The sequence below is a fragment of the Nitratidesulfovibrio sp. 1201_IL3209 genome (assembly GCF_036763125.1).
Lineage (GTDB): Bacteria > Desulfobacterota > Desulfovibrionia > Desulfovibrionales > Desulfovibrionaceae > Cupidesulfovibrio.
This window is the reverse complement of the sequence record NZ_JBAIYT010000020.1, coordinates 24,521-51,260: the sequence shown is the minus strand read 5'-3', so window position 1 is coordinate 51,260 and position 26,740 is coordinate 24,521. Positions and strand designations below refer to the sequence as shown.

Below are 26,740 nucleotides of genomic sequence, written 5' to 3'. Positions count from 1 at the left end.
CGGCTTGGGGGAATGTATGGTGCGGTGACGTACCTGTACCGAAGATGTCTGTTGTCTGTCCGGCGGAAGAAGCTCCGGGGCCGGATGGCGCGGCGGAGCGGGACCGGCGCGGACTTGCGGCTGGCGCATGGGGGGCTACCCCCGTATCCGCTGTGGCGCATGCTCCTGCCGGTGGGGCTTCCTCCCGTGAGCATTCACCTTTTCGTATCGCCGTATGGATACATCATAGGTGGGGGCAGGTACAGCCCAAAGTGATAGGTTAACCTTGCCAACAAGTTGGGAGGTGGGGTAGTTCTCGCATCATAGAGAGGTTGTTCATGAAAGACACCGTGATGGATGACGGGCTGGTAGAGATCGTTCCGCTTACCGGTTGCCAGAAGGAACTCTGGCTGGCTTGTCGGACATCACTGTCGGAGTATGCGGAAGTGTCCATCCGGGGCAGTTTTCCCATCGCCAATGCCGTCTGCCCGGAACGGCTGCGCGAGGCCATCCGCATCGTGCTGCGGCACACCCCCCTGCCGGGCGCCACGCTGTGCGAGGACGGCACGGACGGCGACGAGCCGCATTTCATCGTCGGCGGGGCGGAGAACGTGGATTTCCGCTTTCTGGACCTGCGCGACGCCGCGGATCCGGAACAGGCCGCCGGGGACTACGCGGACGCCTTTTTCGAGGAGCCCGTGGACAACCCTCTCATGCGCTATGCACTGCTGCGCACGGGAGAGGCGGAAAGCCTGTACCTGGTCAAGAGTTCGCACCTTGTCCTCGATGGCCTGGGCTTCTTCTACCACACCGCGTTCGTGGCCGAGGTGTACACCGAGCTTGCGCAGGGCCGCACGCCGGGGCCGTATGACCGGTGCCCGTGCAGCGAGGAATACCGCGCCGATGCGGAGCACGCCGCCTCGCCCCGTTTCGCCAAGGACATGGAGTTCTGGGAACGGCACCTGGAACGGCTGCCCGAAAAGCGCATCTTCCGGGCGCTGCCGGGCCGCCCCGACGTGCTGGGGAACACGCGGTACAGGAAGTACCTGCTGTCGGAGGAGACCTCTCGCCAGGCCGGGGAGTTGCAGGCCAGATACGGCGTGAGCCCCGCCGGGCTGTTCACGGCGCTGCACGCGCTGGTCCTTTCGTACATGTGCGACGAGAAGGACATCGTGGTGCAGACGCCCCTGGCCTTCGGCGAGCGCAAGGCGTTCCGCAAGCGGCAGGGGGCGCACATCTGCATGCCCCCCACCTGGCTGGACATGCGCCGGCACGAGACGTTCGCCTCGCTGCTGGCCGACGCGGGCGCACAGAGCGCCGCGTTCTTCCGGCGCGCCCGCACGCCGTTCCAGCTGGCCATGCGCAACTTGGGCCACAAGAACCTGGCCCACATCGCCGACACGTTCATCAACTACCTGCCCAACGCCCCGGAAGGCTCGCCGGATTTTCGCATATGCGAAGCCGTGCAGCACCACAGCGTGCACGAGCCGGTCCTGTTCGGCGCGCTGGTCATGGAGGAATGCCACACCCGGCGGCTTTCCCTGACGGTGCGCAGTTGCCGCAACCACCTCAGCGAGCGGGACGTGGACCGGTACGTGCGGCGCGTGGAACATCTGGTGGGCCAGTTGGCCTCCGGCGCGGACCTGCCGCAGCTCGACTACCTGCTGGAGGAGGAGGCGCGCGAACTGCGCGCCTGGCAGCGCGGTGACGAGCGGCCGTACCCCGTGCGGTCCATGCCCGGCCTGTTCGACGAGAAGGCGCGGGAGTTCGCGGGGCGCGACGCCGTGCGCGACGGGCACGGGGCGGCGCTGACGTACGCGCAACTGCGCGAAAACTCGCTGCGCTGCGCCGCCTGGCTGGCCGGGCAGGGGGTGGGCAAGGGCGACGTGGTGGCCGTGCTGGCCCGGCGCACGCTGCGCCTGCCGGAAATCGTCCTGGGCATACAGCGCCTTGGCGCGGTGTACCTGCCCGTGGACCCGGACGCCCCGGCGGAGCGCATCGCCTTCATCATGGCCGACGCGGGGGCCGCGCTGACGCTGGACGCGGACGGCGACGCGCACCTCGCGGCCCCGCCGGAAGACTGCCCGGCGGCGCGGGGCACGGAACCGGACCCGCGCGACGGGGCCTACCTGATCTACACGTCAGGCTCCACGGGCAGGCCCAAGGGCGTGCTGGCCCCGCACGGCGGCTTCGTGAACATGATCCTGGGGCAGATAGAGATATTCGGCGTGGGGCCGGACGACCGCGTGCTGCAATTCGCGCCGCCCGTGTTCGACGCATCCCTTTCCGAAATGTTCATGGCCCTGTACGCCGGGGCCTGCCTGTACCCGGTCAGCGACGCGTACCGCAACGCGCCGTGGGACCTGAAGGGGTACATGGCGGACAACGGGGTGACCGTCACCACCTTTCCGCCGTCCTACCTGCGCCTGTTCGACGGCGAGCCGTTCCCCGGCCTGCGCGTGCTGATAACGGCAGGGGAGCCGCCCGTGGCCGCCGACGCGCTGCACTATGCGGGCATGCTGCGCTATTTCAACGCCTACGGCCCCACCGAGACCTGCGTGTGCGCCTCCATGAAGCGCGTGGCGCCCGACGAATCCCTGCCCATCAGTTCCGGACGGCCCGTTCCCAACGCCGCCGCGTACATCCTGGACTCCGGGCTGCGGCCCCGGCCCGCGGGCATGGTGGGCGAACTGTGGGTGGGCGGGGCCAGCGTGGCCCTTGGCTACCACGGCAACCCGGAACTGACCGGGCGGCGTTTCCGCCATCTGCCCGGCCATCCGCCGGGCCTTCTGCCCGGTGGGGACGGGGGCGTGGCCTATGCCACCGGCGACCTGGCCCTGTGGTCCGAAACGGGCGAAATACTGCTGGTGGGGCGTGCCGACGACCAGGTGAAGGTGCGGGGCAACCGGGTGGAGCCGGGCGAGGTGGCCTTTCTGCTGGAGCGCTGCGAGGGCGTGCGCCAGGCATCCGTCCTGGCGGTCAAGGACGGCGACGGGCAGACCGAACTGGCGGCGTTCGTGATGCTGCACCCGGATGCGACGCAAGAGGCCGTGGCCCGCTGGAGCCGGGGCAACCTGCCCCCGTACATGGTGCCGTCCATCTGGCGGGTGCTGGACGCCATGCCGGTGACCCCCACGGGCAAGGTGGACCGCAACGCGCTGCGCCGCATGGCCGAGGCCCCCGCGCAGGCCCGGCACCGCGAACGCCCCGTGGACGGGCGGCTGCTGGATGCCTGCCGGCGGACCATGGGCGGCCCGTACGACCCGGAGGCCAACTTTTTTGACCAGGGCGGCAACAGCCTGAAGGGCATGCTGCTGCTGCGGGAAATCCGCAAGGTCTTCGGGGTGGATGTGGCCTTCCGCGACTTCGTCGCCTGCGAGACCCTCTTCGACGTCGAGGAGGTGTTGCGCCAACGGGGGGAGCAGGCCGCGCCGCCGCCATCGGCCACGGTGCCCCTCAGCCGCGCCCAGTACCGGATCTGGGCGTACCAGCAGGCCAACCACGGCACGGTGGACTACAACATGCCCCTTCTGCTGGAGGTGCGCGGGGAGAACGCGCGGCCCTTCACCGATGCGCTGCGCCGGGCACTGGGGGATCAGGAATTGCTTCGCAGCCTTGTCGGGGGCGACATCGACGCCCCGCATCTGCTGGATGGCGGCGGGGCCATTCCCGTGCGGGAGGAGGCGTTCGCGGACGATGCGGCGGCCATGGCGTTCCTTGACGGGCAGATCCACACCCCCTTCGACCTGCGGCGCGAGGCCCCGGCGCGCATGGCCGTGGCCCGGATCGGGGACCGGTTGCAGGTGCTGGTGGTGGTGCACCACATCGCGGGTGACGGCGAAACCCTGGACATCGTGCTGCGCAACGCGCTGGAATACCTGCGCGGCGGGCAGCCGGAAAGGGGAACGCTGGCCGTGCAGGCGCGGTTCTGCCACAGGGAGGCGGAATACCTGCGTTCGGATGCCTGCCGGGACGATGCGGCGTACTGGCGGGCGGTGCTGACCCCGCCGGTTCCGCCGGTGTCCACGTCCATCGCGCGCATCGGGGCCATGGCCGAGATCGGCCTGCCGCCAGCGCTGGCCGAAGGGCTGGACCGGCTGGCCGGGCGGTCGGGCGCCACGGAACTGACCTGCTTCGTCACGCTGCTGGCGCGCTTCCTGTGCCGGACCTGCGACAGGCCGGAAATGCTGGTGGCCGTGCCCGTGGGCCTGCGCGAGACGCAGGAGGAGTTCCGCACGGCGGGATTCTTCGTCAACACCGTGCCCCTGCGGCTCGCGCCGTCCCCGGCGGCGAGGACGGAGGAGGAGGCACGGGCCACGGCGCGCCAACTGCGCGAGGCCGTGGCGCACGGCCGCTACTGCGACATCCCGGCGGTGCCCGACTTCCTGGCCACCCACGTCCACGCGGAGCCTTTCGATGGGCCGGGTCTGACGGTGCGGCGGATGCCCCTGCAACTGCGGGCCAGCAAGTTGGCGGGCAGCTTCACGCTGGTCACCGGGGAGGAGCCACGGATCATCCTGGAACACGACGCGGGCTTCATCCACGACGGCGCGGCATTGCTCGCGGCGCTGCTGCGGGACATGGCGTCCGCGCTGGGCGGTGGCGGCATGGCGGACGCCACGGGCACGGCCGCCTTCGCCCTTGCCGCGCCCCCGGTCGTGTCCCCTGACGTGTCCCTTGACGTGTCCCCTGATGTGTCCCCTGACGCTCTGCAAGCGGGCGACGCCGCGCCACGGGCCACCGCGCCCAATACCACGGTAGCCATGGCCGCCACGGCCGCCGACCGGCCCGCACCGTCCGCCCCCCGCGAAGCGCTGGCGCGGGCCTGGGCCTCGATACTGCACGCCGAAGCAGGGGACTCGGCCGATTTCTTCCGCGCGGGCGGCGATTCCATCAAGGCCATCCAGCTCACGGGCATGCTGCACCGAAGCGGCGTGACGGCCCTGTCCGCGCCCGATTTCCTGCGCACCCCCCATTTTTCCGACCTGTGCGCGCTGCTGGATGAGGCGGATGCCGAACGGGCGGACTCCGGCCTGGCGGGCGCGCGGGGCGATGCCGATGGCGCCGGGGCCAGCGGCCATCCGGTCCATCCCCCGCTGGCGGCGGGGCAGACAGCGCCCCTGCTGCCCGTCCAGCAGGCCCTGCTGCGGGACCACCCCGACCACTGGACCTCGTTCCACATGCTGCTGCCGCTGGAACTGGCCCCGTCCATCGCGCCGGAGACGGTGCAGGCGTGGCTGGAAAGCCTCCCCGGCAGGTACGAAGCCCTGCGGCTGGCCTTCACCCCGCGCGGGGCGGAAGTGCTGGCGGTCCCCCGGCTCGTGGCGTTGCGGCGTTTCGACATGCCGCCAGGCGCCAGCCACGCGGACGCCCTGCGCCACATGGTCCGGGAGGTCACGGCCGGGCTGGACCCGCAAACGGGGCACACCCTCGGTGCGGGGCTGGCGGACTGCGGCGGGGCGCGGCTGCTGGCGCTGGTGGGGCACCATCTGGTGCTGGACGCCGTCTCGCTGGACATCCTGCTGCGCGACCTGAGGGCCTTCGTCGCCGGGGCGGACGGCGCGCACGCGGGCGAGGGCTGCGGCCCTGCCGTCCGCTCGGCGGCCATGGAACGGCTGGTGGAGGAGGGCGTGTTTCCCACCGCCGAAGACCGCGAATTCTGGCAGGGCGTGTGCGGCACGCCCGCCGCGCCGCTTGATGCCCTGCGAAAGGATGGCGTTCCCATCGTTCTCGATGACGCTCTGCAAGCGGGCGGCGCGGACATCGCCGCCGAACGCGTCACGGCCCGCGCCAGCGTGCGCGGCTTCCGCCCCGGATACACCCGGTCCGTTCCGGCGGACCTGCTGGCCGCGCTTGCCGCCGCGCTGCACGGGCAGGGGCAGCGCGCCACCGTGTTCGTCACCCTGGAAAGCCACGGCCGCGACAACGTGGCCCCCGGCTGCGACCCCAGCCGCAGCCTTGGCTGGTTCACCGCCGTCTGCCCCCTGCCGCTGACGCCCGCCGCCACCGGCGCGCAGGCCCGCCGCCATCTGCTGCCGTGGCTGCGCGACGCCTTCACCCCCCGCAACTGCAACGCCTACGGCTACCTGCGCCGCGCCGACCCGCATCGGTTCGGGTACGCCGCCCAGATCGGCTTCAACTACCTGGGCGCGGCGGGCGATGCCGGAGAGGGCGGTATCACGCCCCTGCCGTGGCTGGCGGCCCCCGGCGAGGTGCCCGGCCTGCTGCACCCGCACTACCGGCCGGACGCCCCGCTGGACCTTTCCGCATGGTTCGACGCCGACGGCGAACTGCATCTGCTGGCGTGGTTCAGCCCGCAGGTGCTGGCCCCGGAATGGGCCGCCGCCCTGCTGGAAGGCTGGGCCGCCGCGCTGCGGACGCTTCCGGCGTACAGCCCGTCCGTCGATGCCGAAACCCGCGCCGCCATCCTGGCCGCTTGCGGCTGCGCGGAAGAGGATGTCGAGCGCATCGCGCGCCCGGACCCCGGCCACGAGCCCATGCTGTACCAGCACCTTGCCTCGGGCCACGGCGTGTACACCCAGCAGGTGGAGTTCCACTTCGGCGGCGAGATGGACGAATTCCGGCTCATGGCCGCATGGAACCGCGTGGTGGACCGGCACGAAAGCCTGCGCTCGCTGTTTCCCATGCCGCACCACGGGGAATTCCACCGCGTGGCCCTGCGCCGCGCCCGCACCGGCACGGAATACCACGACCTGTCGCCCCTGCCCCCGGACGCCGCCCGGACCGAGGCCGACGCGCTGCTGCGCGAGCGGCGGGGCAGGGCGTTCGACCTTGCGCGGGGGCCGCTGCTGCACGCGCAGTTCTTCCGGCTGGACGCACGCACCCTGGTCATGAGCTGGTGCTTCCACCACCTGCTCATGGACGGCTGGTGCATCGGCGTGCTGCTGCGGGAACTGTTCGATACTTGCCGCGATCTTTCCGGGCGTCCGGGCGAGCCGCTGCCCGCGCCCTTCCCGCTGCCGGAGTACGAACGGTGGCAGGCGGACTTCGACGAGGAGGCGGCGCGGGAATACTGGGCCGCGCTGCTGGACGGGTATGGCCCGCTGGCCGGGGTGGCCCCCGCCCCGAACGCGCGTTCCGCCGCCCCGCCGCCGTCCGGCGGCGAGCCCGAAACGGTGGAACTGACGCTGGACGGCCCGCTCGGCGACGCCCTGCGGCAGGCCGCCGCGTCGCACGCGGTGACCCTGTCGGCGCTGACGCAGGCGCTGTGGGCCGTGGTGCTGGGCGTGCGCAACGGCCACCGCCGCGACGTGGTGTTCGGCGTGGTCACCTCCGGCAGGCCCGCGGAAGTGGACGGCATGGACCGGGCCGTGGGCCTGTTCATCCGCACGTTGCCTCTGCGGGCGCGCTGGGGCGAATCCGACGGCATCGCCACCCTGCTGGCCGACCTGCGCGAGCAGGGGCTGGGGCAGATGCACCACGGGTACCTGCCCCTTGCCGCCATGGGCCGCGACCTGCTGGACCACCTGATGGTCTTCGAGAACTATCCGGCCGACGTGTCCTTCGGCGGGTCCGGCCTGCGCCTGCTGGACGTGCGGGGCTACGAGAAGATTCCCTACCCCCTAGGCATCACCGTGATTCCCGGCGTGGAACTGCGCTTCCGCTTTCTGTACGACCCCGCCGTGCTGGATCGGGCCGACGTGGAAAACCTGCGGGACAGGCTGCACGCCGCCCTGCGCGCCGTGGGCAGGGACGGGGATATTGCCTGCCGGACCCTGGAAGCGGCGGTGGCCGCCGTGCCCGTTTCCGGAGAGTCCGTCCCGGCGGGCGCGGAGTCGGAGGACACCGAACGGGCGGCCTTCGCGCCCGCGCCGCACGGACAGGCGCGGGAACAGGCAGCCGCGCCGTCCCGCCCGCACCCGGACGACGGGCCAGATGACGGGCCAGATAACGGGCTGGACGACGGCCTGGACGACGCCATCCGGGACATCTACGCGGAAGCCCTGGGGCGTTCCCCGGTGGCGCCCGACGCGGACTTCTTCCTGCTGGGCGGCCACAGCCTGTCGGCCATGCGCGTCATGGCCCTGCTGGGCAGGCGGCTGGCCGTGCAGGCGGGCATCGACGACATCCTGTCCCACCCCAGCCCCCGGCAACTGGCGGCGCGCATCCGGGCTCTTGCGCACGGCGGGACGCCTCCGGACCACGCGGCGCGCATTCCGCGCGTGGCCCCGGAAGGGGTGCACCCCCTGTCCCCGGCCCAGCAGCGCATCTGGTTCCTGCAACGGCTGCACGAGGACGGGCGGATCTACCAGATTCCGTTCGCGGCGCGGCTGCCCGGCGACGTGGACGCGGACGCGCTGCAACAGGCCCTGCTGCTGCTGGAAGGCCGCCACGACGCGTTGCGGCTGCGCGTTTCCGCCGATGCGCCGGAACAGCGGCTGGCGCCGCCCGGCGGCCTGAGGCTGGAACTGCGGGACGGGGTCTGCGCGGAACAGGACCTGGAACCGGCCCCCATGGACTTCGGGTTCGACAGGCCGCTGGTGCGGGCGACGCTGTTCCGCGAAGGAGCATCCGGCTGCGTGCTGCTGTGCAGCGTGCACCACATCGTGTTCGACGGCTGGTCGTCGGAAATCCTGCTGCGGGAACTGAACGAAGCCTATGCGGCGGTGCTGCGCGGGTCCCGGCCCGCATGGCCGCCGCTGGAAACGGACTACCTCAGCCACGTGGCGTGGGAGCGGGGGCGGGAACCGCAAGGGCTGGATGAACTGAAGGCCGCGCTGCTGCCCCTGCCGGAACGGCTGCGCCTGCCGCTGGATTTTCCCCGGCCCGCAGTGCAGGGGCTTGCGGGCGGCGTGGAGGTGTTCCGGCTGGACGCGGCGCGCGGCCGCGCGCTGAAGGCCCGCGCCCGCGACGCGGGCGTGTCGCTGTTCCCGGTGCTGCTGGCGCTGGTGGGGACCTTCCTGCACCGGCACACCGGGCAGGACGACCTGGTCGTGGGCTGCCCCGCCGCCAACCGGGAACTGGAGCAGACCCAGGACCTGATCGGCCTGTTCGTCAACACCCTGGCCATCCGCATGCCGTTGCGGCCGGACGGGGACTTCGACGAACTGGTCCGCACCGCGGACGCGGCGTTCCGGCGCGCCCTGGCCACCCAGTCCTGCCCCTTCGAAAGGCTGGTGGACGCGCTGGGCGTGGAGCGGGACACCTCGCGCAATCCGTTGTTCGACGTGTTCGTGGCGCTGGAAGACGCCGCCTGGCACGATTTCGGGCGGGAACCCTTGTGCATGCGGCCCCTGCCGCTGCCGCACCGCCACAGCAAGTTCGACCTCAGCTTCTATTTCCGCGAGACGGAGCCCGATGCCTACGAGGTGCACCTGGAATACCGGACGGACCTGTTCACCGCCGCGACCGCGCGCAACCTGTGCGAACGCCTGTCCACCCTGCTGGACGCCGTGCTGCGCCGCGACGGCACGCCCCGAAGCGTCCCCCTGCACGCGCTGGACCTGATGCCGGAGCGCGAACGGGAGCTGCTGCGCCGCTTCAACGACACGGCGGAAGCCTTCGACATCGAACGGGACGCGGACGGCCTGTTCCGCGAACAGCTGGCGCGCACACCCGGCCATGTGGCCGTCATCGACCCCGCCGGGCGGCCCTGCACCTATGCGGAATTCGACGCCAGGGTCGCGGCCATGGCCGCCTGGCTGGCCGGGCAGGGGGTGTCGCCGGGCGACCACGCCTGCGTCTGCTTCGAACGATCGCTGGAAATGATGGTCTGCGTCTTCGCGGTGCTGCGCGCGGGGGCCGTCTACGTGCCCGTTGCGCCGGGCCTGCCCGAAGCGCGCCTGCGCGCCATGTTCGAAGACCTCGGAACGCCCGTGGTCCTCTGCGACCCCCGCTTCGCGTCCGCGTTCGACGGGTGCGGCGGGCGCGTGCTCGCGCCGGACATGCTCGCCCCGGACACGTTCGCGCCAGACACGTTCACGCCGGACACGCGCGGGCTGCCGCCCGCCGGGGCGGCGGAGCGGACCGGCATCGCACCGGATTCCCTGGCCTACGTCATCTTCACCTCCGGCTCCACCGGACGGCCCAAGGGCGTGCAGACGGAGCACCGCAGCCTGTGCAACCGCCTGCTGTGGATGCAGTCGCGCTTTCCCATCGGGCCGGGCGACGTGGTGTTGCAGAAGACCACCGTGTCGTTCGACGTGTCCGTCTGGGAACTCTTCTGGTGGTCGTGGTGCGGGGCCGGGCTTGCGCTGCTGGAACCGGAAGGGGAGAAGGACCCGGCCCGCATCGTGGAGGCCATCCACGCGCGCAAGGTCACGGTGCTGCACTTCGTGCCGTCCATGCTGCGGGCGTTTCTGGACTACCTGGAAGCCGTTCCGGACGAAACGTCCAGGATTTCGACCCTGCGCCACGTGTTCACCAGCGGAGAGGCGCTTTCCCGCGAACTCGTGAGCCGGTTCAACGCGCTGCTGCCCGGCAAGTTGCACAACCTGTACGGCCCCACGGAAGCCACCATCGACGTCTCGTGGTACCCGTGCGCGGAAACGCCCCCCCACGCGGTGCCCATCGGCAGGCCCGTGGCCAACACCGGGCTGCACGTGCTGGACGCCCGGATGCGTCCGGTGCCGCCCGGCGTGGCCGGAGAGATATGGATCAGCGGCGTGCAGGTGGCGCGGGGCTACGTGAACCGGCCGGACCTGACGGAGAGCCGCTTCGTGGCGGACCCGTCCGTCCCCGGCGGGCGCATGTACCGCACCGGCGACCTTGGCCGGTGGCTGCCCGACGGCAACATGGAATACCTTGGCCGCAACGACGACCAGGTCAAGATTCGCGGGCACCGCATCGAACTGGGCGAGGTGGAGGCCGCGCTGGCCCGCTGCCCCGGCGTTTCGCAGGCGGTGGCGCGCGCCTGCCGCATCGGCGGGTACGACGCGCTGGAAGCCTTCCTGCTGCCGCACGCCGGAGCGGCCCTGTCGCTCCGCCACATCCGGGCCGCGCTGGCGGACATCCTGCCCGAGTACATGTGCCCGGCACTGTTCCACACCGTGGACGACATTCCGCTGACCCCGTCCGGCAAGGCGGACCGGGGACGGCTGGCGGGCGCGCCGCTGCTGCCCCCCGCGCGCAGCGTCGAAAATCCGGAAGCATCCTCGCTGCTGGACGAGGTGCGCGCCCTGTGGCGGCAGGCCATGCCGGAAGTGGACGTGCGGGACGCGGACCTCGGCTTTTTCGAGGCCGGGGGCAATTCCCTGCTGCTGCTCCAGTTGCACGGGCTGCTGGACAAGCGCTGGCCGGGCGTGTTCACGCTGGCCGGACTGTTCTCGGAAAGCACCATCCGGGCGCAGGCTGCGTGCATCGACCAGGCGCGCGGCGTGGCGGTCCGCCGCGAGGCCACGGCCGCGCCCGATGCCCCGGTGGCCATCATCGGCATGGCCGTGCGCCTTGGCGACCACGCGGACACCGAACGGTTCTGGCAGGACCTGGCCAGGGGGGCGGACCTGAACGTGCCGCTGCCGGAAGCGCGGCGGCACGAGGTGCGGCAGGTGTTCGAGGCCGTGGGCTTTCCCTTCGACGAGGCCCGGCTGCGCGAGGCCGCATACCTTTCCGACGTTTCCTCCTTCGATCACAAGCGGTTCGGCCTTGCCCCCGGCGACGCGGCCTTGCTGGACCCCCGGCAGCGGGTGTTCCTCGAAACGGCCATGCGGGCGCTGGATGACGCGGGCTACGGCGGCACGGCGCTGGAAGGGCGCAACGTGGGCACCTTCGTGGGGGCCAGCCCGTACCGGCTGTTCCAGGACGCGGTGACCAGGGCCTTTCCCGACCAGGCGGAGCAGATCTACCTGCTGAACGTGCCCTCCAACGTGGTGGCGCGCCTCAGCTACCTGAAGGACTGGAACGGCCCGGCGGCCACCGTCGACACGGCCTGCTCCTCGGTGCTCAAGGCCGTGCACGACGCCTGCCGCAGCCTGCGCGCGGGCGAAAGCTGCGTGGCGCTGGCGGGCGGGGTGCACCTCATCGACCTGCCGGTCAAGGCCGACCGGGCGTTCACCATCGAGGCGTCCTCCGGCCTGACGCGCACCTTCGACGCGGCGGCCGACGGCGTGGGCGCGGGCGAGGGCGCGGCGGTGTTCGTGCTCAAGCTGCTGGACGAGGCGTTGCGCGACAACGACGCCATCCATGCCGTCATCGCGGGCAGCGCGGTGAATCAGGACGGCCGGTCGTCCAGCATGGCCGCGCCCAACCCCGACGCGCAGGCCGAGGTCGTGGCGCTGGCGGCGCGGGGGGCGTCCGTGGCGCTGGAGGACATCAGCTTCTTCGAGGCGCACGGCACGGCCACCGTGCTCGGCGACCCGGTGGAGATCGAGGGCCTGACCCGTGCCTTCGCCCGCGAGGGGGCGCAGCCGCACGGGAAGATTCCCATCGGTTCGGTAAAGGGCAACCTGGGGCATCTGGACGCCGCCGCCGGCGCCGTGGGGCTGGCCAAGGCCGTGCTGTGCCTGGAAAAGGGCATGGTGGCGCCGCAGCCGCACTTCGAACGGCCCAACCCGCACATCGACTTCGACGCCGCCCCCGTGCGGGTGGCGCAAACGCTGGAAGCGCTGCCCGAAGCGCACCGGCCGTGGCGGTGCGGGGTGAGTTCCTTCGGCCTCAGCGGGGTGAACACCCATGTGATTCTGGCCGAGCACACGGTGGACGCGCACGGAACTTCCCTGCCATCCGCGCCGTCCGCCGGACCATCCGCGCAGGACGGTGACGGCGCATGGTACTGCGTGCCGTTTTCCGCCCAGGGCGAGGCCGACCTGCGCGCTTACTGCCGCAGCGTGCGGGACGCGGTGGCCCGCAACGCCCGCTGGCCCCTGCACGCCATTGCCGCCACGCTGGCGGCGGGGCGCGACCATCTGGACGTGCGCGTCGCGGTGGCGGCGCGCACGCGGCAGGAACTGCTGGACGCGCTGGACGGCGACATCGCCCCGGCAGCCTGCCAGACACGGCAGGCGAGCGGCGGAGCCGCCGGAGCGGCGGGGACCGTGGACGCCGTGCACGCCACGCGGGAAGCGGCCGACGAAGCCGCGCGGGCGTTCCTGGCCGGGCAGCGGCCAGTCTGGCCCGCAGACCGCCCCCTGCACAGAGTGCACCTGCCCGCCACGCCGTTGGCCCGCGTCCCGCTGTGGCCGCGCTTCGCCACGCCGTTCCTGTCCGCCCCGCTGGCCACGCCTTCCGGCAGCGCCTTTGCCGTGGCGCTGGACCGGTCCGACTTCTGGCCCGTGGCGGAGCACCGCCTGAACGGCGTGCCCACGCTGGTGGGCATGGGCATGCTGGATGTCATCGGCAAGGCAGTTAATTGGGGCAAGCCTGTGGACCGCCTGCCGCTGTGCATCGAAAACCTGCGCTGGCGCAGGCCGGTGACCATGGCTGGCGACAGCCGGGCCACCCTGCTGGTGGAGCGGCGCGGCCACGGGCACGCTGTGGAACTGCACCACCTGCGCGACGGGGCGTGGAGCGTGGCGGCCAGCGCCCTGGTGCGGGATGGCGGCGAGTCCGCGCCCCCCGCAGCACCTCCCGCTACGCCCCCCGCCGCACTGGACATGGCGGCCCTGCGCGAGGGCCTGCATCCCTTCGAGGCGCAAGGCGAACAGACGCTGGTGAGCATCAGCGGGCGCTGGCTGTGCCGCGAGGGAATGTGGATTTCGGATGGGGGCGACCGGCTGCTGGCGCAACTGGCCCTGCCGGACGCATACCGGCACGACCTGCACACCTTCAAGTGGCACCCCGCCATGGCCGACGTGGCCGCCAGCCTGGCCCTGCACGGCGTTTCCGGTTTCGTTCCGGCCAGTTGCGGCACGGTGCGCCTGTACCGCGCCATGCCCGCCAAGGCTCTTGCCCACGTGACCATAACCGACCGGCAGCAGGGCGTGATCACGGCCAGTTGCACCGTGGCCGATCGTTCCGGCAACGTGGTGCTGGAGATGGAGGATTTGACCTTCCTGTCCCTGGCGCAAGCCCGGCCCGTGGCGGCCGATGCCGTCAGGCCCGCCGTTGCCGGGGGGCCGGACGCACGGTCGGAGCTGGAACTGTATGCCGTGGAGTGGGTACGGGCCGAACTGCCGCCCGTCGTATTGGCGGAACCCACGGCAAATGGCGGCCTGATGCTGCTGGGCGGGGGCGGCGGCCCCCTGCACGACGCGCTGGCCGGGCGCGCCAGCCTGCGGCGTGCGCTGCCCGCGCGGCTTGAGGAACGGCAGGCCCTTGCCGGGGAAGTCCTGGACCGGGATATCCGGCACATCGTCTACCTGCCGTCGCCCGGCGACGAGCATTGGGCGTTCTGCAACCAGCTTCAGGAATTGTGCCGGGCTCGGCTGCGGCACCCCCTGCGTATCACCTCCGTGGGCGGGGACGCGGTGCCGGATTCCGGCGGCGCGCTTGACCAGGCCCTGCTGCTGGGGCCGCTGCTGTGCCTGCATCAGGAGGAACCGCTCATCTCCTGCGCCCACGTGGATGTGGATTCGCCGGAGCCTGCGGCGGTGAGGGCATTGGCGGACAGCCTTGGCCGCATCGACGGGCCGTACCGCATCGACGGGGACGGGCACCTTCTCGTGCGGCGGCTTGGTGCGCTGGCCGCGCCTTCCGTCACGGACTTGCCCGGAAGTGCGCCCGCCCTGCCCGCCATTGCCCCGGAGGGCTGCGTGGTGATCAGCGGCGGGCTGGGCGGCATGGGCCTGACCCTGGCGCGCAGCATCGCCGAAACCGGCGGAATCCGCGTGGCGCTGCTGCACCGCAAGGCCCATATCCCGGCGGACCTTCCCTTCGCCGCCTACCGCTGCGACGTCACGGACGCCGAGCAGGTGGCGGCCGCGTTCGCCGCCATCCGGCGCGAGGTCGGTCCCGTGCAGGGCGTCATCCATGCCGCCGGGGTAGCGGGCGACGGCTACCTGCTGACCAGAAGCCGCGAGGCGTACGAGGCGGTGCTGGCCCCCAAGGTGGCCGGAACGTGGAACCTGCACCGCGAAACGTTGAACGATGATCTGCGTTTCTTCGTGCTGGCCTCGTCGCGCACCGCCCTCACGGGCGCGCCGGGGCAGAGCGACTACACGGCGGCCAACGCCTTCCTGAACGCCTTCGCGGGCTACCGCCGGTCCATGGGGCTGCCCGCCCTGGCCGTCTGCTGGAACACCTGGTCGGGCGTGGGCATGGCCGCGCGCCACGGGGCGGACAAGGGCGCGTTCACCCTGGCCCCGGAGCAGGGCCTTGGCGTGCTGGCGGCGGCGCTGGCCAGCGGTTTGGACCTTGTGGTGGTGGCCATGCCCGGCGAGGGCGCGGCGGAGCATCCGCTGGCCGCCTTTGCCGGGGCGGAGCGCGCGGACGGCGGCGAGCCGGGGCGACCCGCCAAGCCGCAGGACGTTCCCGCTGCGCGGCCCGTCCCGGCCGCCCCGGCGAACACCGCCGCAACGGACGATGGCCTGGAAGCGCAACTGCTGGAAATCTTCCGCGATTGCCTGGGCTACGACGCGGAACTGACCCGCGAGGACGATTTCTTCGACCTCGGCGGGGATTCCATTGCCGGAACGCGCATCGTCAGCCGCATGGACCAGGCGCTGGGCATCAAGGCCAGCGTGGTGGACCTGCTGGAAAGCGACAGCCTGGGCGACTTCGTGGACCGGGTGCTGGCCGGGCGCGAGCGGGCGGCACCGGCGGCGCGGGGCGTGCAGCCCGCCCCGGCGCGGGACACGTATCCCGTGGGCCGCGAACAACTGGCCATCCTGTACGCGGACATGCTGAGCGAAGGTCACCTGGGCTTCAACCTTCCGGCCTTCCTGAAGCTGCCGCGCGACCTGGACAGGCGGCGGCTGGAAGAGGCCATCGCCACGCTGGTGCAGCGGCACGACGTGCTGCGGACCTCGTTCCGCGACTTCGAGGCCGAGCACCCCACCATGGTCATCCACCCCTTCGCGGGCTTCACGCTGGAAGAGACGCGCCTGCCGGACCTCGCGCACAAGGACGCCCTGATCACCCCCTTCGACCTGAAGAAGGAACCCGGTTTCCGGGTCCACCTGCTGACGCTGGACGACGGGGAGCACGTCCTGTTCTACGACATCCACCACGCGCTGGCCGACGGCAGGACCATGTCCCTGCTCAACGCGGAACTCTACCGCCTGTACCACGGGCTGCCGCTGGAGCCGGTACGCGCGCAGCAGAAGGATTTCGCGTGGCGCCAGTTCACGCAGTCCAATGCCGAGGACAAGGACTACTGGCTGGCGCTGTTCGGGGACGGCCTGCCGAAGCTCGACCTGCCCGCCGCGTACCCGCGCCCCCTGGTGCAGACCAACCGGGGCGGCATGTACGAGTTCGAACTGCCGGACGGACTGGTGGCGGGCATCCGCGAACTGGCCCGGCGCGAGGGCGCGACCAACTACCACGTGGTGCTGGCGGCGTGGAGCCTGCTGGTCCACGCGTACACGGGCGACGAGGACTTCGTCATCGCCATATCCGTGGACAGCCGCGACGGGCACCTGAACACGGCGGGCATGCTGGCCTCGCTGCTGCCCCTGCGGCTGCGCGTGGACGGCGGGAAACCGCTGGGCGCGCTGCTGCGGGACACCCGCACGGCCAGCAACGAGGCGTTGCGCCATCGCGGCTACATCCTCGGCGACCTGCTGGCCGACCTGAAGCCGCCGGTGTGCCTGGACCGGTCGCCATTGTCGGAAGTGATCCTGTCCTACATGAACTTCGAGTTCGCGGCGGAGGGCGGCCAGCTGTTCGAGCCGTTGCGGTTCAGCAAGCACGCCAGCAAGACCGACCTGTCCATCTTCGCCAGCGACACCGGCAACGCCATCGGCTTCGCGCTGGAATACTACGCGGACCTGTTCAGCCCGCAGGACATCGAAGGGATGGCGCGGGACCTCACGCGCATCCTGCACCTGATGACCACGGGCAACGCCGACGAACCGGTGGGCTTCGCGCATGCCCCGCCGGCGCCGCACATGGAGGCGCAAGCGCCGGGCGTCACGGGCACGCTGCGGCGGGAACTGGGCGTTGGCCTGTGCGATGGCATCCGGGGGCTGGCGGAGCGCAAGGGCGTCTCCCCGGCCTCGGTCATGCTGGCCACCTACGCGGTGCTGCTCGGCCGGGCCACGGCGCGGCAGGACATCGCGGTGGACGTGACGCCGGGCGGACCGCTGCGGCTCGCCATCGACGACGAGACGGAGTTCGACCACCTGCTGGCGCTGGCCCAGGCGCACCTGTCACGCAACGGGCAGGGAGCGCCGACGCCGCGTGGCGAGGACCCCGGCGGCGCGCCGCGCATGGCCTTTGCCTGGGGGGCGGCGGAAACGGGATCGAACGCCGACGGGCCGGGGCGGTACGATCTGGTGTGCCGCGCGCTGGATCCCGGCGGCGGCGACGCCATCACGGTGCGGTTCGAGCATGACCCGCTGGCCATCGACGCCGAAACGGCCGGAACCTGGCTGGAATACTACGAACGCTTTCTGGACGGCGCGGCCGGGGGGAATGGATGATGAAGATAGCAGACTTCAGGTTCGACATGCCCGCCCCGGCGGCCCCGCGCACGGACGCCGCCCGGCCCGGAGACGTGAGCGTTGACGGCGGGAGTGCGGACGCACCCGGCGTGGCGGACGGGGTGGACCGGGCGGACGGGGCGGCCACCCTGGAAGCCCTGTTCCGCCAGGTGGTGGACCGCGACCCCGGCGCGGTGGCCCTGACCGACGACACCGCGTCGCTGACCTTTGCCGGGCTGGACGAGTTCTCCATGGCCGTGGTCGGGTTCATCCTGGCCCGGGGCTACGGTCCCGAAGCGGCCGTGGGCGTCCTGTGCAGGCGGGGGGCGCACTACCTCGCGGCGGCCCTTGGCGTGCTGCGGGCGGGCGCGGTGTACGTGCCGGTGGAGCGCGACCTTTCGCCCGCCCGGCAGGAGGCCATGCTGCGGCCCGTCAGGATGATCGTCACCGACAGCCACTGCCTGCGCGAGGCCGAATACTTCCGCTACCGCAATCCCGGCATCGGGCACGTGCTGTGCATCGACCTGCCGGACACCGGCGGCTTTCTGGAAAAATCCACCGGGCTTGGCAGCACCGCCTACTGGGAAGGCGTGGCCGATGCGGGCAGCGACCAGGGCTGGAAAGGCTGGTTCGACGGGCAGCCGCTGCCGGCAGACGTGCTGGAGGGCATGGCGGCCGGCATCCTCGCGGAAACGGGGCTGGCGGACAGGCCCCGCAGGCGGGTGCTGGACGTGGGCAGCGGTTCCGGCGCGGTGGCGGCGGCGCTGGCCGGTGCGGCGGAGCGGTACACCGCCGTGGACCTTGCGCGCAACGAACTGGACCGGGCCGGACGCCTAGGGCCGCCCTCCGTGGTGCGGGTGCACCAGATGGAGGCCGTGGATATCTGCTTCCTGGCCGGAGAGGAATACGACCTCGTCTGCCTGAACGGGGTGGTGGAGAACTTTCCCGGCTACAACTACCTGCGGCGGGCGCTTGACCATGCCGTGCGGCTGCTGGCCGACGACGGCACGCTCTTCGTGGGCGCGGTGCGCGACCTGGACCGCAGGGACACCTTCCGGGCGGCGCTGGTGGAACACGCCGGGCGCACCGGCGAGAGCGCCGGGCTGCTGCGGCTGGACTCCGGGCAGGAACTGTTCGTCCCGGAGCGGTTCTTTGCCGAATGGGCGGCGGAAAGCCCGGTGGGGGTACAGGTTTCCGTCTCCCGGCGCGGCGTGGCGCACCGGGATTTCGTCCACTGCTACGACGTGGTCGTCCGCAGGGCCGACCGCAGGACCGACCGGGCGGCCCCGCCCGTGGAGCGCGGCCTTTACGGCATGGACTGCGCGCGGGAACTGCCACGGCCGCAACTGCCCGCCTGCGCGCCGGAACAGGCCGCGTACATCGTGTACACCAGCGGTTCCACCGGGATGCCCAAGGGCGTCGTGGTGGAGCACCGCAACCTGCTGCACATCATCGCGGCGCTGCGGGAGTATTCCGACGGCTGCCGCAAGGCGGCGCTGGTGGCCCCGCTGTCGTTCGACGCCTCCATCCAGCAACTGGCGGTGTCGCTGTTCTGCGGCAAGCCGTTGCACGTCATGTCCGACGCCGCCCGCAAGAGCCCGGAACAGTTCTGCGAAAGCGTGCGCAGGCACGGGGTGGACCTGTGCGACATGACCCCGGCCTTCTTCAACGTGCTGGTGGACCACCTGCACGCCCGGCGCGAACCGCTGGCGATGGCGCGGCTGCTGCTGGCGGGCGAGGTGCTCCGCCCCGACGCCATCCGCAAGTTCTACGCCATTCCCGGCAACGAGGGCGCGGTGCTGTTCAACGTGTACGGTCCCACGGAATGCACGGTGGACAGCAGCGCGTTCCGCATCGACCACGGCAACCATGCCGCGTATTCCGCCTATCCCATCGGCAGGCCGCTGCCGGGGGTCGAGGTGACCATCCGCGACCGGGACGGCAACCCGCTGCCGGATTCCGTGACCGGCGAACTGTGGATCGCCGGGGCCGGGGTCTCGCGCGGCTACCTGAACGGGGAAAGTCCGGGGGCCTTCGCCATGGCCGAAGGGCGGCCCTGCTACCGCACCGGCGACTACGGTCACGCCCGCGACGGGCTGCTGCACTACGCCGGGCGCGAGGACCAGCAGGTGAAGATACGCGGCAACCGCGTGGAGATCGGCGAGGTGGAGAACGCCATCGCCGGTTTTCCGGGGGTGCGGCAGGTGGCGGTGGTGGCCGACACCTTCAGCGCCCAGGAAGGCCGGAGCCTTGCGGCCTACGTGGTGGGCGACGTGGACGCGGCCGCGCTGCGCGTCTACCTGGAAGGGCAACTGCCCCCGTACTGCGTGCCCGCCCATTACGTGCCCATGGTGGAACTGCCCTTTTCCGTCAACCGCAAGGTGGACAGAAGGGCGCTGCCGTCGCCGCTTGCCGTCGGGCGGACCGTGGAGGGACGCAGGCCGGAGGGGGCCGTGGAGGAAAAGCTGGCGGCCGTCTGGAAACGCCTGCTGGGCGTGGACGTGGCCGATGCCGACGCCAGCTTCTTCAGCCTGGGCGGCAACAGCATCATGGCCATCCGCCTCGTGGCCATGGTGGAAAAGGAACTGGGCGTCCACGTGGCCGTCAGCGAACTGTTCACGCATCCCACCATCGCGGGGCTGGCCGGGTTCATCGCGGGCAAGGGCGGCGCGCAGGACGGCCCGGTGATCCGGCTGTGCCATTGCGAGGGGGGAAAGAACCTTTTCCTGTTCCACCCGGTGGGCGGCAGCGTGTTCTGCTACAGCCACCTCGCGGAGATGCTGGGCGGCGTCTGCTCGGTCTACGCCGTGGAGGCGGCGGGGTTCCGGGCGGAACGGACGGCGCTGAACACCGAACTGCACCGGGTGGAGGACCTTGCCGAATACTACCTGGGGGAAATCCTGAAGGTGGAGACCAGGGACATCGTCTTCGGCGGGTGGAGCTTCGGCGGGCTGCTGGCCTACGAGGCCGCATGCCGGTACGCGGCCATGGGCAACGATCCGGGGCCGGTGCTGGCGCTGGATTCCGTGGCGGACAACAGCCGGGCCAGACGCATCGCGGCCAGGGACGACGTGGAACTGCTGAAGATCCTGTTGCGGGACGCCCTGGCCTTCGACGAGGACGTGTTGCGGTCGCTCCCGCGCGAGGGAAAGCTGTCCTACCTCGTCCAGTGCGGCGAGCGCACCGGGCTGCTGCCCGCCGGGTTCAGCGCCGTGCAGATGGACAACCTGTTGCAGACCTACTGGGGCAACGCCATCGCCACGGCGCGGTATGACCGGCCCACGCCGTCGGACCTGCGGGTGCTGCTGGTGCGAGCCCTTGATTTCGCGGGCAATCCGCAGATCGTGCCCGATGACGAATACCAGGGCTGGAGCCGCTTCCTGCGGCGGGAAAACATCACGCTGCGCTGGACCGAGGGGACGCACGAGAGCATGCTTTCCCCCGGCCTTGCGGGCAATGTGGCCAGACACATCCTGGAGTATCTCGGCCATGCGTAGCGTTCCGGAATCCCGTGGCGTTCCCGCCCCGGCGCTTGTCCTGGCGCTTGTTCTGGCGCTGTGCGCGGCGTGCGGCAGCGCCCATGCCCGCCATGACGCGGAACGCATGCGCCGGGTCGTCACGGAACTGGGCGGCAGGGCCGCCGCCGACCCCGCCGTTCCCGGCCTGTCCATAGCGGTGCTGCAAAAGGGCGGGGACGACCCGGTGGCGGTGGCCTTCGGCGCCGCGTGCATCGAGAACGCCACCCCCATGACCACGCAGTCCCGCTTCAAGATCGGGTCGGTCACCAAGGTGTTCACCGGTGCGCTGGTCCATCGGTTCATCGAGGAAGGCAGGCTGTCCTACGACACGACCATCGACCGGTTTTTCCCCGGTTTTCCCGACGGCGGGGCCATAACCGTGCGCCACCTGCTGGAACACACCTCCGGCATCGCCGACATGCTCAGGCTCGCGGAGGTGCTCGCCAATCCGGCCCGGCAATGGACCCCGGAAGAACTGGTGGCCCTGGTGGAAAAGCAGCCCCTGGCGTTCCGGCCCGGCACGCGGCAGTCCTACAGCAACACCGGGTTCCTCATGCTTGCCGTCATCTGCGAGCGCGTTTCCGGCAGGACGTACGAGGAGTTGGTGCGAGAGACGTTCACCGAAGGGCTGGGCATGAAATCCCTGCTGCCGGGCAACGACACCGCCATCGTCCCCCGCCTGTCGTGCGGCTATGCCGGCGGCCCCGGCAACGCGGACAAGGGGGACAAGGGGGAGTTGCGGCTTCCCGTGCCGGTCAGCCTGACCACGGCAAAGGGCACGGGCAACCTGCAGGCGGCCCCGGCCGACGTGGTGCGGCTGGTCAACCTGGACCGGCTGCTGCGGAACGACGTGCTGGATACCGTGGCGCTGGAACCGTTGCGGTTGCCGGATGGGCAGGTTGCCCTGAAGCCCGACCGGAGCGGGGCCTTCAGCCTGGGTGAACTGGACGGCTGTTCGCTGCTGCTGTTCCGCGATCCTGAGCTGGCGCTGGTGGGCAAGCTGGGCCTGTTTCCGGGGTTCGGAACGGCATATCTCTACGACCGCCGGACCCGGATCGCCGTGGCCATCAGCGTGAACAACGAGGGGGCCATGACCGGTATCGTGGAACTGGGGGCGGCGATACTGAACGCGCTGCGGGACTGACCGTCCGCGCGAGAAGGGGCGCGGCGGCGCTACGGCTCCTGCTTGACGGCCAGCGGGGCGCCCGCCTGCCCGGCGTAGAAGACGATGATCTCGGCGGGCTCGCTGCCGGGGTTGAAGCCTTGATGCGGGGTGTCCACCACCTCCACGATGGGATCGCCCGCCGCGAGGCGCAGTTCCCCGCCGTCCTCCGTGACCACCACCAGTTGCCCGCGCACCAGCACCCCGGCGTTGATCACCGGGTGGCGGTGCAGCGGCAGGCGCGCCCCGGCCGGAATGGTGATGCGCAGGATGGTGACCTGCGGCTGTCCCTGCGGATAGGCGGGCAGCATGGCGCCGTCCCAACTGCGCTCCGACTGGACCAGTTGGACGGTGCGCACGGCCTGGGGGTCGGCTTGGGCGGCGGCGCCGGGAGACGGCTGCGGAGATGGCTGGGCGTCCGCCTGACGCGCCGCACAGCCTCCGGCCGACAGCAGGGTGGCAAGTAGCAGGGCGGCAAGGACGACGGGGCCAGGGAAGGAAGCGAGGGGGGTACGCATGCTGCTCCCGGATGTACGTTCAGGTGCTGGCGCGGAGCGTGGAACCGGCGGACGGTCGCCTGCCACGCCGGGGCCGTGAAGCCGCCGGGACCGCCCCGGAGGTGGTCAGGCGGCAGTCGCGTCCGCCTTGAGGTGTTTCTGCCGTTTGCGGTCGTACATCAGGGTGTCGCACCGCTTCAACAGGGCATCGACGTCTTCGCCGTCGCGCGAGCAGGCCAGCCCGTAGCTGAAGGCCACGCGGTACGGCCTGCCGGAGGCCGCATCCTGCGCCGCCAGGGTGCTTTCAAGGGTGCAGAGCTTCTCGTAGAGCGCGGTGGGGTCGTTGTCGAACTGGACCACGGCGAATTCGTCGCCACCGAAGCGCATCACGCGGAACCCTTCACCGAAGGTTTTCCGCAGTCCTTCCGCAAGCGTCAGCAGCGCCAGGTCCCCGGCCGCGTGCCCGTGCCTGTCGTTGATGGATTTCAGGCCGTCCATGTCCAGCAGGGCCACGCACATCTTCAGTTCCCGCATGCGGCGGGCCTTTGCGATGGCGTTGCGGTACGCTGTCCTGTTGGCCAGCTTGGTCAGTTCGTCGCGCTCGGACGAATTGATGAAGACGGTCACCAGCAGGATGATGCACGAGATGGCCCAGCTGCTCCACATGGTAAGAACTATGAAATATTCCAGCTGGAAGGCCGCCGTGATGGCGGGCAGGGCCAGGGCCGTGGCGAACAGGGCCGTTTCTTCCGTCCTCAACCGGTTGCGCTGGCGGATCAGGAAGCCAGCCGCCAGGGCCAGGTAGCCGTAGAACATGGCCGGGGATACGGCGAACCACGGCCCGCGCGAGTAGGTGTTGTCGGGGGCGATGGAGAACAGGAGGCCCGCGTCGTAGCTGAGCACGGCCAGCACCGCGTTGCCCGCGAGGGGAAGCGCCCGGGACAGGGCGGACGATGCGGCAAGGCGCACGCCGGTCCAATGGTGCAGGAACGTCCACGTCAGGAAGGCGGGCACGGGCACCAGCAGAAAGCCGATGCTGTTCACCAGCTTGCCGAAGGGGACAAGCTGCGCGCTGTCGCGGATCGTGTCGTTGAAATTGGAATCCAGCACGACACTGGAAACTTCAAGCACCAGCAGCGTGAAGACGCTGGCCATGACGGCAACGAGATGCCTGTGCGCGGAGATGCTTCCGTCAAGTTTCAGGACCGCCATCGCAAGGGCGGGCAGCAACGCGAGGCACATCAGGATATCGACGTGGATCGTGGTCAGGTACGTCATGGAGTGTGTGTCTGTTGTGCGTACGGGGCCAGGTTTCGCTTGCGGGGCCAGACAGTTGTCGCAGGAGGGGCAGCCTTGCGGTGGTCACCCCGCAAGACCTTGGGTGCCGGAGTGTCGGCTTCTTCCGGCATGCGCGCCTCCGTTACACCCGCACCTTCTTCTCGTACAGGTCGGGCAGGTCGTTTTCCAGCAGCACGGCGTCGCCGGGGCCGATGTTGGCGGCCAGCCAGGCGCGGGCGGCGGCGAAGTCGGCGCATTCCACCACCAGTTGGTCCGGCCCGGCGGCGGCGCGGAAAGCCGCCACCAGGGTGGGGATGCGGGCCGGGGCCACGGCCAGCAGCACGTCGGCGCAGGCCGCGGCGCGCGCGCCGAGGTCGGCGTGGGCGCTGTCGTGCAGGGTGCCCAGTTCCACCATGCCGGGGGTCACCAGCACGCCGCGTCGCCCGGCCCTGCGGTACAGGTCCAGCAGGTCGAGGGCGGATGCGAAGCCCGAGGGGTTGGAATTGTAGGCGTCGTCGATGAGCACGGAGCCGTCGGGCTGGGGCTTCACCTCCAGCCGGTGGGCGATCTGCGGCAGGCTGCGCAGGGCGCTGACCACCCGCTGCGGCTCCACGCCCACCCCGCACGCGGCGGCAAAGGCCAGGGCCACGTTGTCCACGTGGTGCATGCCGTGGATGGGCGCGCGCACCTCGTATTCCTGCCCTTGGTACAGCAGGCGGGCGTGGATGCCGGAAAGGTCCTGCCCGGCCTCCAGCACGCGCACCGAGGGGGCCGCGCCGTCTGCCCCGTCTGCCCCGTTTGCCCCATCTGGCGCGGCGGGTGCGTTGCCGTCCGTACCCGTGCACAGCAGCACCGCGCCCGCGTTGGCGGAGGCGAAGTCGCGCGCGTGGTCGTATTCCAGCAGCGCGGCGGGCAGCACCACCCGGCCGCCACGGGCCACGGTGGCGTGCGCCAGTTCGAACTTGGCCCGCACCACGGTGGCCAGGTCCTTGAAGCGTTCGTAGTGCGCCGGACCCACGTTGGTGATGATGGCGAAATCGGGCGGGGCCAGCCTGCACAGCCGTTCGATGGAGCCGATGCCGTAGGCGCCCATTTCCGCGATGAAGAAGCGGTGCGCGTCGGTCAGTTTTTCCCGGATGATGCGCGAGATGCCCATGGGCGTGTTGATGCTGCCCGGCGTCATCAGCGTGGGGTGGTAGCAGCCCAGCACGTGGGCCAGGATGTGCTTCACGCTGGTCTTTCCGTACGAGCCGGTGACCGCGATGACCGTGGGCGCAAGGCGCAGCAGCTTCTGGTGGGCCTCGTTCCAGAAGCCCTGCTGGATGCGCGCCTCCACCGGGGCCAGCGATGCGTTGGCCGCCACCAGCGCCAGCGGCAGCGCCTGCACCCCCATGATCCAGAACGGCAGCAACGCAGCGGGCGCGGCCGGGCACAGGGCCAGGGCCACGGCGTACGCCGCCGTCAGCGCCAGCGCCACGGACAGGATGCGCTTGACCCGTGCGGTGAGCACCAGCTTCTTCTTGGCCGCCCGCAGCGGGTTGTCCTCCACGGCGGCCACGCTCAGCAGGACGAGGCCCGCCGCCCATGCGGCGTAGGCGGCGTGTCCGGGCGCGGCCAGCGCCGCGCCCCAGCAGGCCAGCAGGGGCAGGGTGGCGCGCTTGTCGAAGGCGCGGGCGGCGGCCATCCAGCGGAAGAAGCGCGGGCCGTCGTATTCTTCCTGCTGGAAGATGTGCAGGTAGGTCAGGCAGCGCCGCACGGCGAACACAAGGAACGCCGCGCCGAGAAACAGGGAGCTAGCCACCGAAGGTTTCCTCGCAGAAGGTGTCCAGGGCGTACACGGCCTGATGGCCGCCCGCCGTGAGAATGTCCAGATGCCCGAAGCGCGGCAGCACCTGCAACCGTGCGTGCGGCAGCAGCCGGACGAAGTCCTGCCCCATGGAGGGCGGGGTTTCCGTGTCGTTTTCGCCGTACAGCAGGTGCACGGGGCAGGCCACGCGCGCGGCCACGCCGGACAGGTTTTCGTTGACCACGCTGACGAACACCGGGCGCAGTTCCCCGGCGCTGGCGTAGTCCGCACTGCCGAAGAAGCGGCGCACCCGCTCCGCGCCAAAGCCCAGCCAGTGCAGGTGCTTCAGCGTCTTGAACGCGGCGATGCGGCACCCCCGCGTGAACCGTTCCATGGGCGTGCGGCGGCGGGGCAGCCCGGCGGCGGCCATCAGGAACAGCCCGTCCACCAGGTCCGGGTGGCGGGCCGCCAGTTGCAGGCCCACCCGGCAGCCGAAGGAATGCCCCACCCATACCCGCCTGCCGCGCGGCAGGGTGCGCAGCCACGCGGCGGCGTGGTCGGCGTAGTCCTGCGTGCCCCAGGTGGCGGGCGGCATGCCGGAGCGGCCGAAGCCGGGCATGTCCAGCAGGTAGTTGTCGCGCCCGTGGGTGCAGGTGGCAGCCAGCGGCAGCAGGTTGGCGTGGGTGTGCATCCAGCCGTGCGCCCAAATGATCTGGGGGGCGATTTGCGGGACGGCGGGTGCGGTGGGGGCGGCGGCCCCGGCGTCCGCGTCACCGCCGTCGGCCGGTTTCCGGCGGGCGGGCGCGGCATTGGGCAGGTGCACCACGTGCATGTACGGCCCCGTGGCGGGGGAAGGGGCGGATTGCGGGGTGGCGGTCTGGGGGGCGGAATCCATGCTGGCCTCGAAGTGGTGTGTTCGGCGTGGCGCGCCCCGTGGTGTACACCGGGGGCGCGCGAAGGGGCAAGGGGCGGGCGGGCAAGCGAAACGCGCGCCGCCCGATGGGGACGGCGCGCGCTGCATGCGGGTGAAGGCAGGGGGACAC

Annotated in this window: 7 protein-coding genes; 3 read left to right on the top strand and 4 right to left on the bottom strand. The window is 71.1% G+C overall.

What is annotated here, in order from left to right:
• Window positions 1-317 precede the first annotated feature (317 nt).
• The 3 genes from V6B97_RS10625 to V6B97_RS10615 are packed head-to-tail and all read left to right on the top strand — an operon-like array spanning window position 318 to window position 22,118.
• Window positions 318-17,456, top strand: a complete 17,139-nt coding sequence (locus V6B97_RS10625; RefSeq protein ID WP_333506482.1) for an amino acid adenylation domain-containing protein — start codon at window positions 318-320, stop codon at window positions 17,454-17,456.
• Window positions 17,453-20,953 (top strand): AMP-binding protein, encoded by a 3,501-nt coding sequence (locus V6B97_RS10620; protein ID WP_333506481.1) that lies wholly within the window; start codon window positions 17,453-17,455, stop codon window positions 20,951-20,953. Before V6B97_RS10625 ends, V6B97_RS10620 begins: the two co-directional genes overlap by 4 nt.
• Complete coding sequence (locus V6B97_RS10615; RefSeq protein ID WP_333506480.1) at window positions 20,946-22,118, top strand: serine hydrolase domain-containing protein; 1,173 nt, start codon at window positions 20,946-20,948, stop codon at window positions 22,116-22,118. Before V6B97_RS10620 ends, V6B97_RS10615 begins: the two co-directional genes overlap by 8 nt.
• A gap of 29 nt (window positions 22,119-22,147) precedes the next feature.
• On the opposite strand, the gene V6B97_RS10610 is transcribed toward V6B97_RS10615, so the two are convergent.
• From V6B97_RS10610 to V6B97_RS10595, 4 genes are all read right to left on the bottom strand, one after another.
• Entirely contained in the window at window positions 22,148-22,654 is a 507-nt protein-coding gene (locus tag V6B97_RS10610; protein WP_333506479.1) for a cupin domain-containing protein, read from the bottom strand.
• A 105-nt stretch (window positions 22,655-22,759) separates the two neighbouring features.
• Window positions 22,760-23,911, bottom strand: coding sequence for a GGDEF domain-containing protein (locus tag V6B97_RS10605; RefSeq protein ID WP_333506478.1), 1,152 nt, complete (start codon window positions 23,909-23,911; stop codon window positions 22,760-22,762).
• A 142-nt stretch (window positions 23,912-24,053) separates the two neighbouring features.
• The gene (locus tag V6B97_RS10600; protein WP_333506477.1) at window positions 24,054-25,712 is read right to left on the bottom strand and encodes a UDP-N-acetylmuramoyl-tripeptide--D-alanyl-D-alanine ligase; all 1,659 of its coding nucleotides are present in this window, start codon (window positions 25,710-25,712) and stop codon (window positions 24,054-24,056) included.
• Window positions 25,705-26,592, bottom strand: a complete 888-nt coding sequence (locus V6B97_RS10595; RefSeq protein ID WP_333506476.1) for an alpha/beta fold hydrolase — start codon at window positions 26,590-26,592, stop codon at window positions 25,705-25,707. Before V6B97_RS10595 ends, V6B97_RS10600 begins: the two co-directional genes overlap by 8 nt.
• Window positions 26,593-26,740: the final 148 nt, after the last annotated feature.

Excerpts from the sequence above, each read along its gene's own strand:
- V6B97_RS10595 (WP_333506476.1), bottom strand. The coding sequence starts at position 26,592 with ATGGATTCCGCCCCCCAGACCGCCACCCCGCAATCCGCCCCTTCCCCC.
- V6B97_RS10610 (WP_333506479.1), bottom strand. The coding sequence starts at position 22,654 with ATGCGTACCCCCCTCGCTTCCTTCCCTGGCCCCGTCGTCCTTGCCGCC.
- V6B97_RS10615 (WP_333506480.1), top strand. The coding sequence starts at position 20,946 with ATGCGTAGCGTTCCGGAATCCCGTGGCGTTCCCGCCCCGGCGCTTGTC.
- V6B97_RS10625 (WP_333506482.1), top strand. The coding sequence starts at position 318 with ATGAAAGACACCGTGATGGATGACGGGCTGGTAGAGATCGTTCCGCTT.
- V6B97_RS10620 (WP_333506481.1), top strand. The coding sequence starts at position 17,453 with ATGATGAAGATAGCAGACTTCAGGTTCGACATGCCCGCCCCGGCGGCC.
- V6B97_RS10605 (WP_333506478.1), bottom strand. The coding sequence starts at position 23,911 with ATGACGTACCTGACCACGATCCACGTCGATATCCTGATGTGCCTCGCG.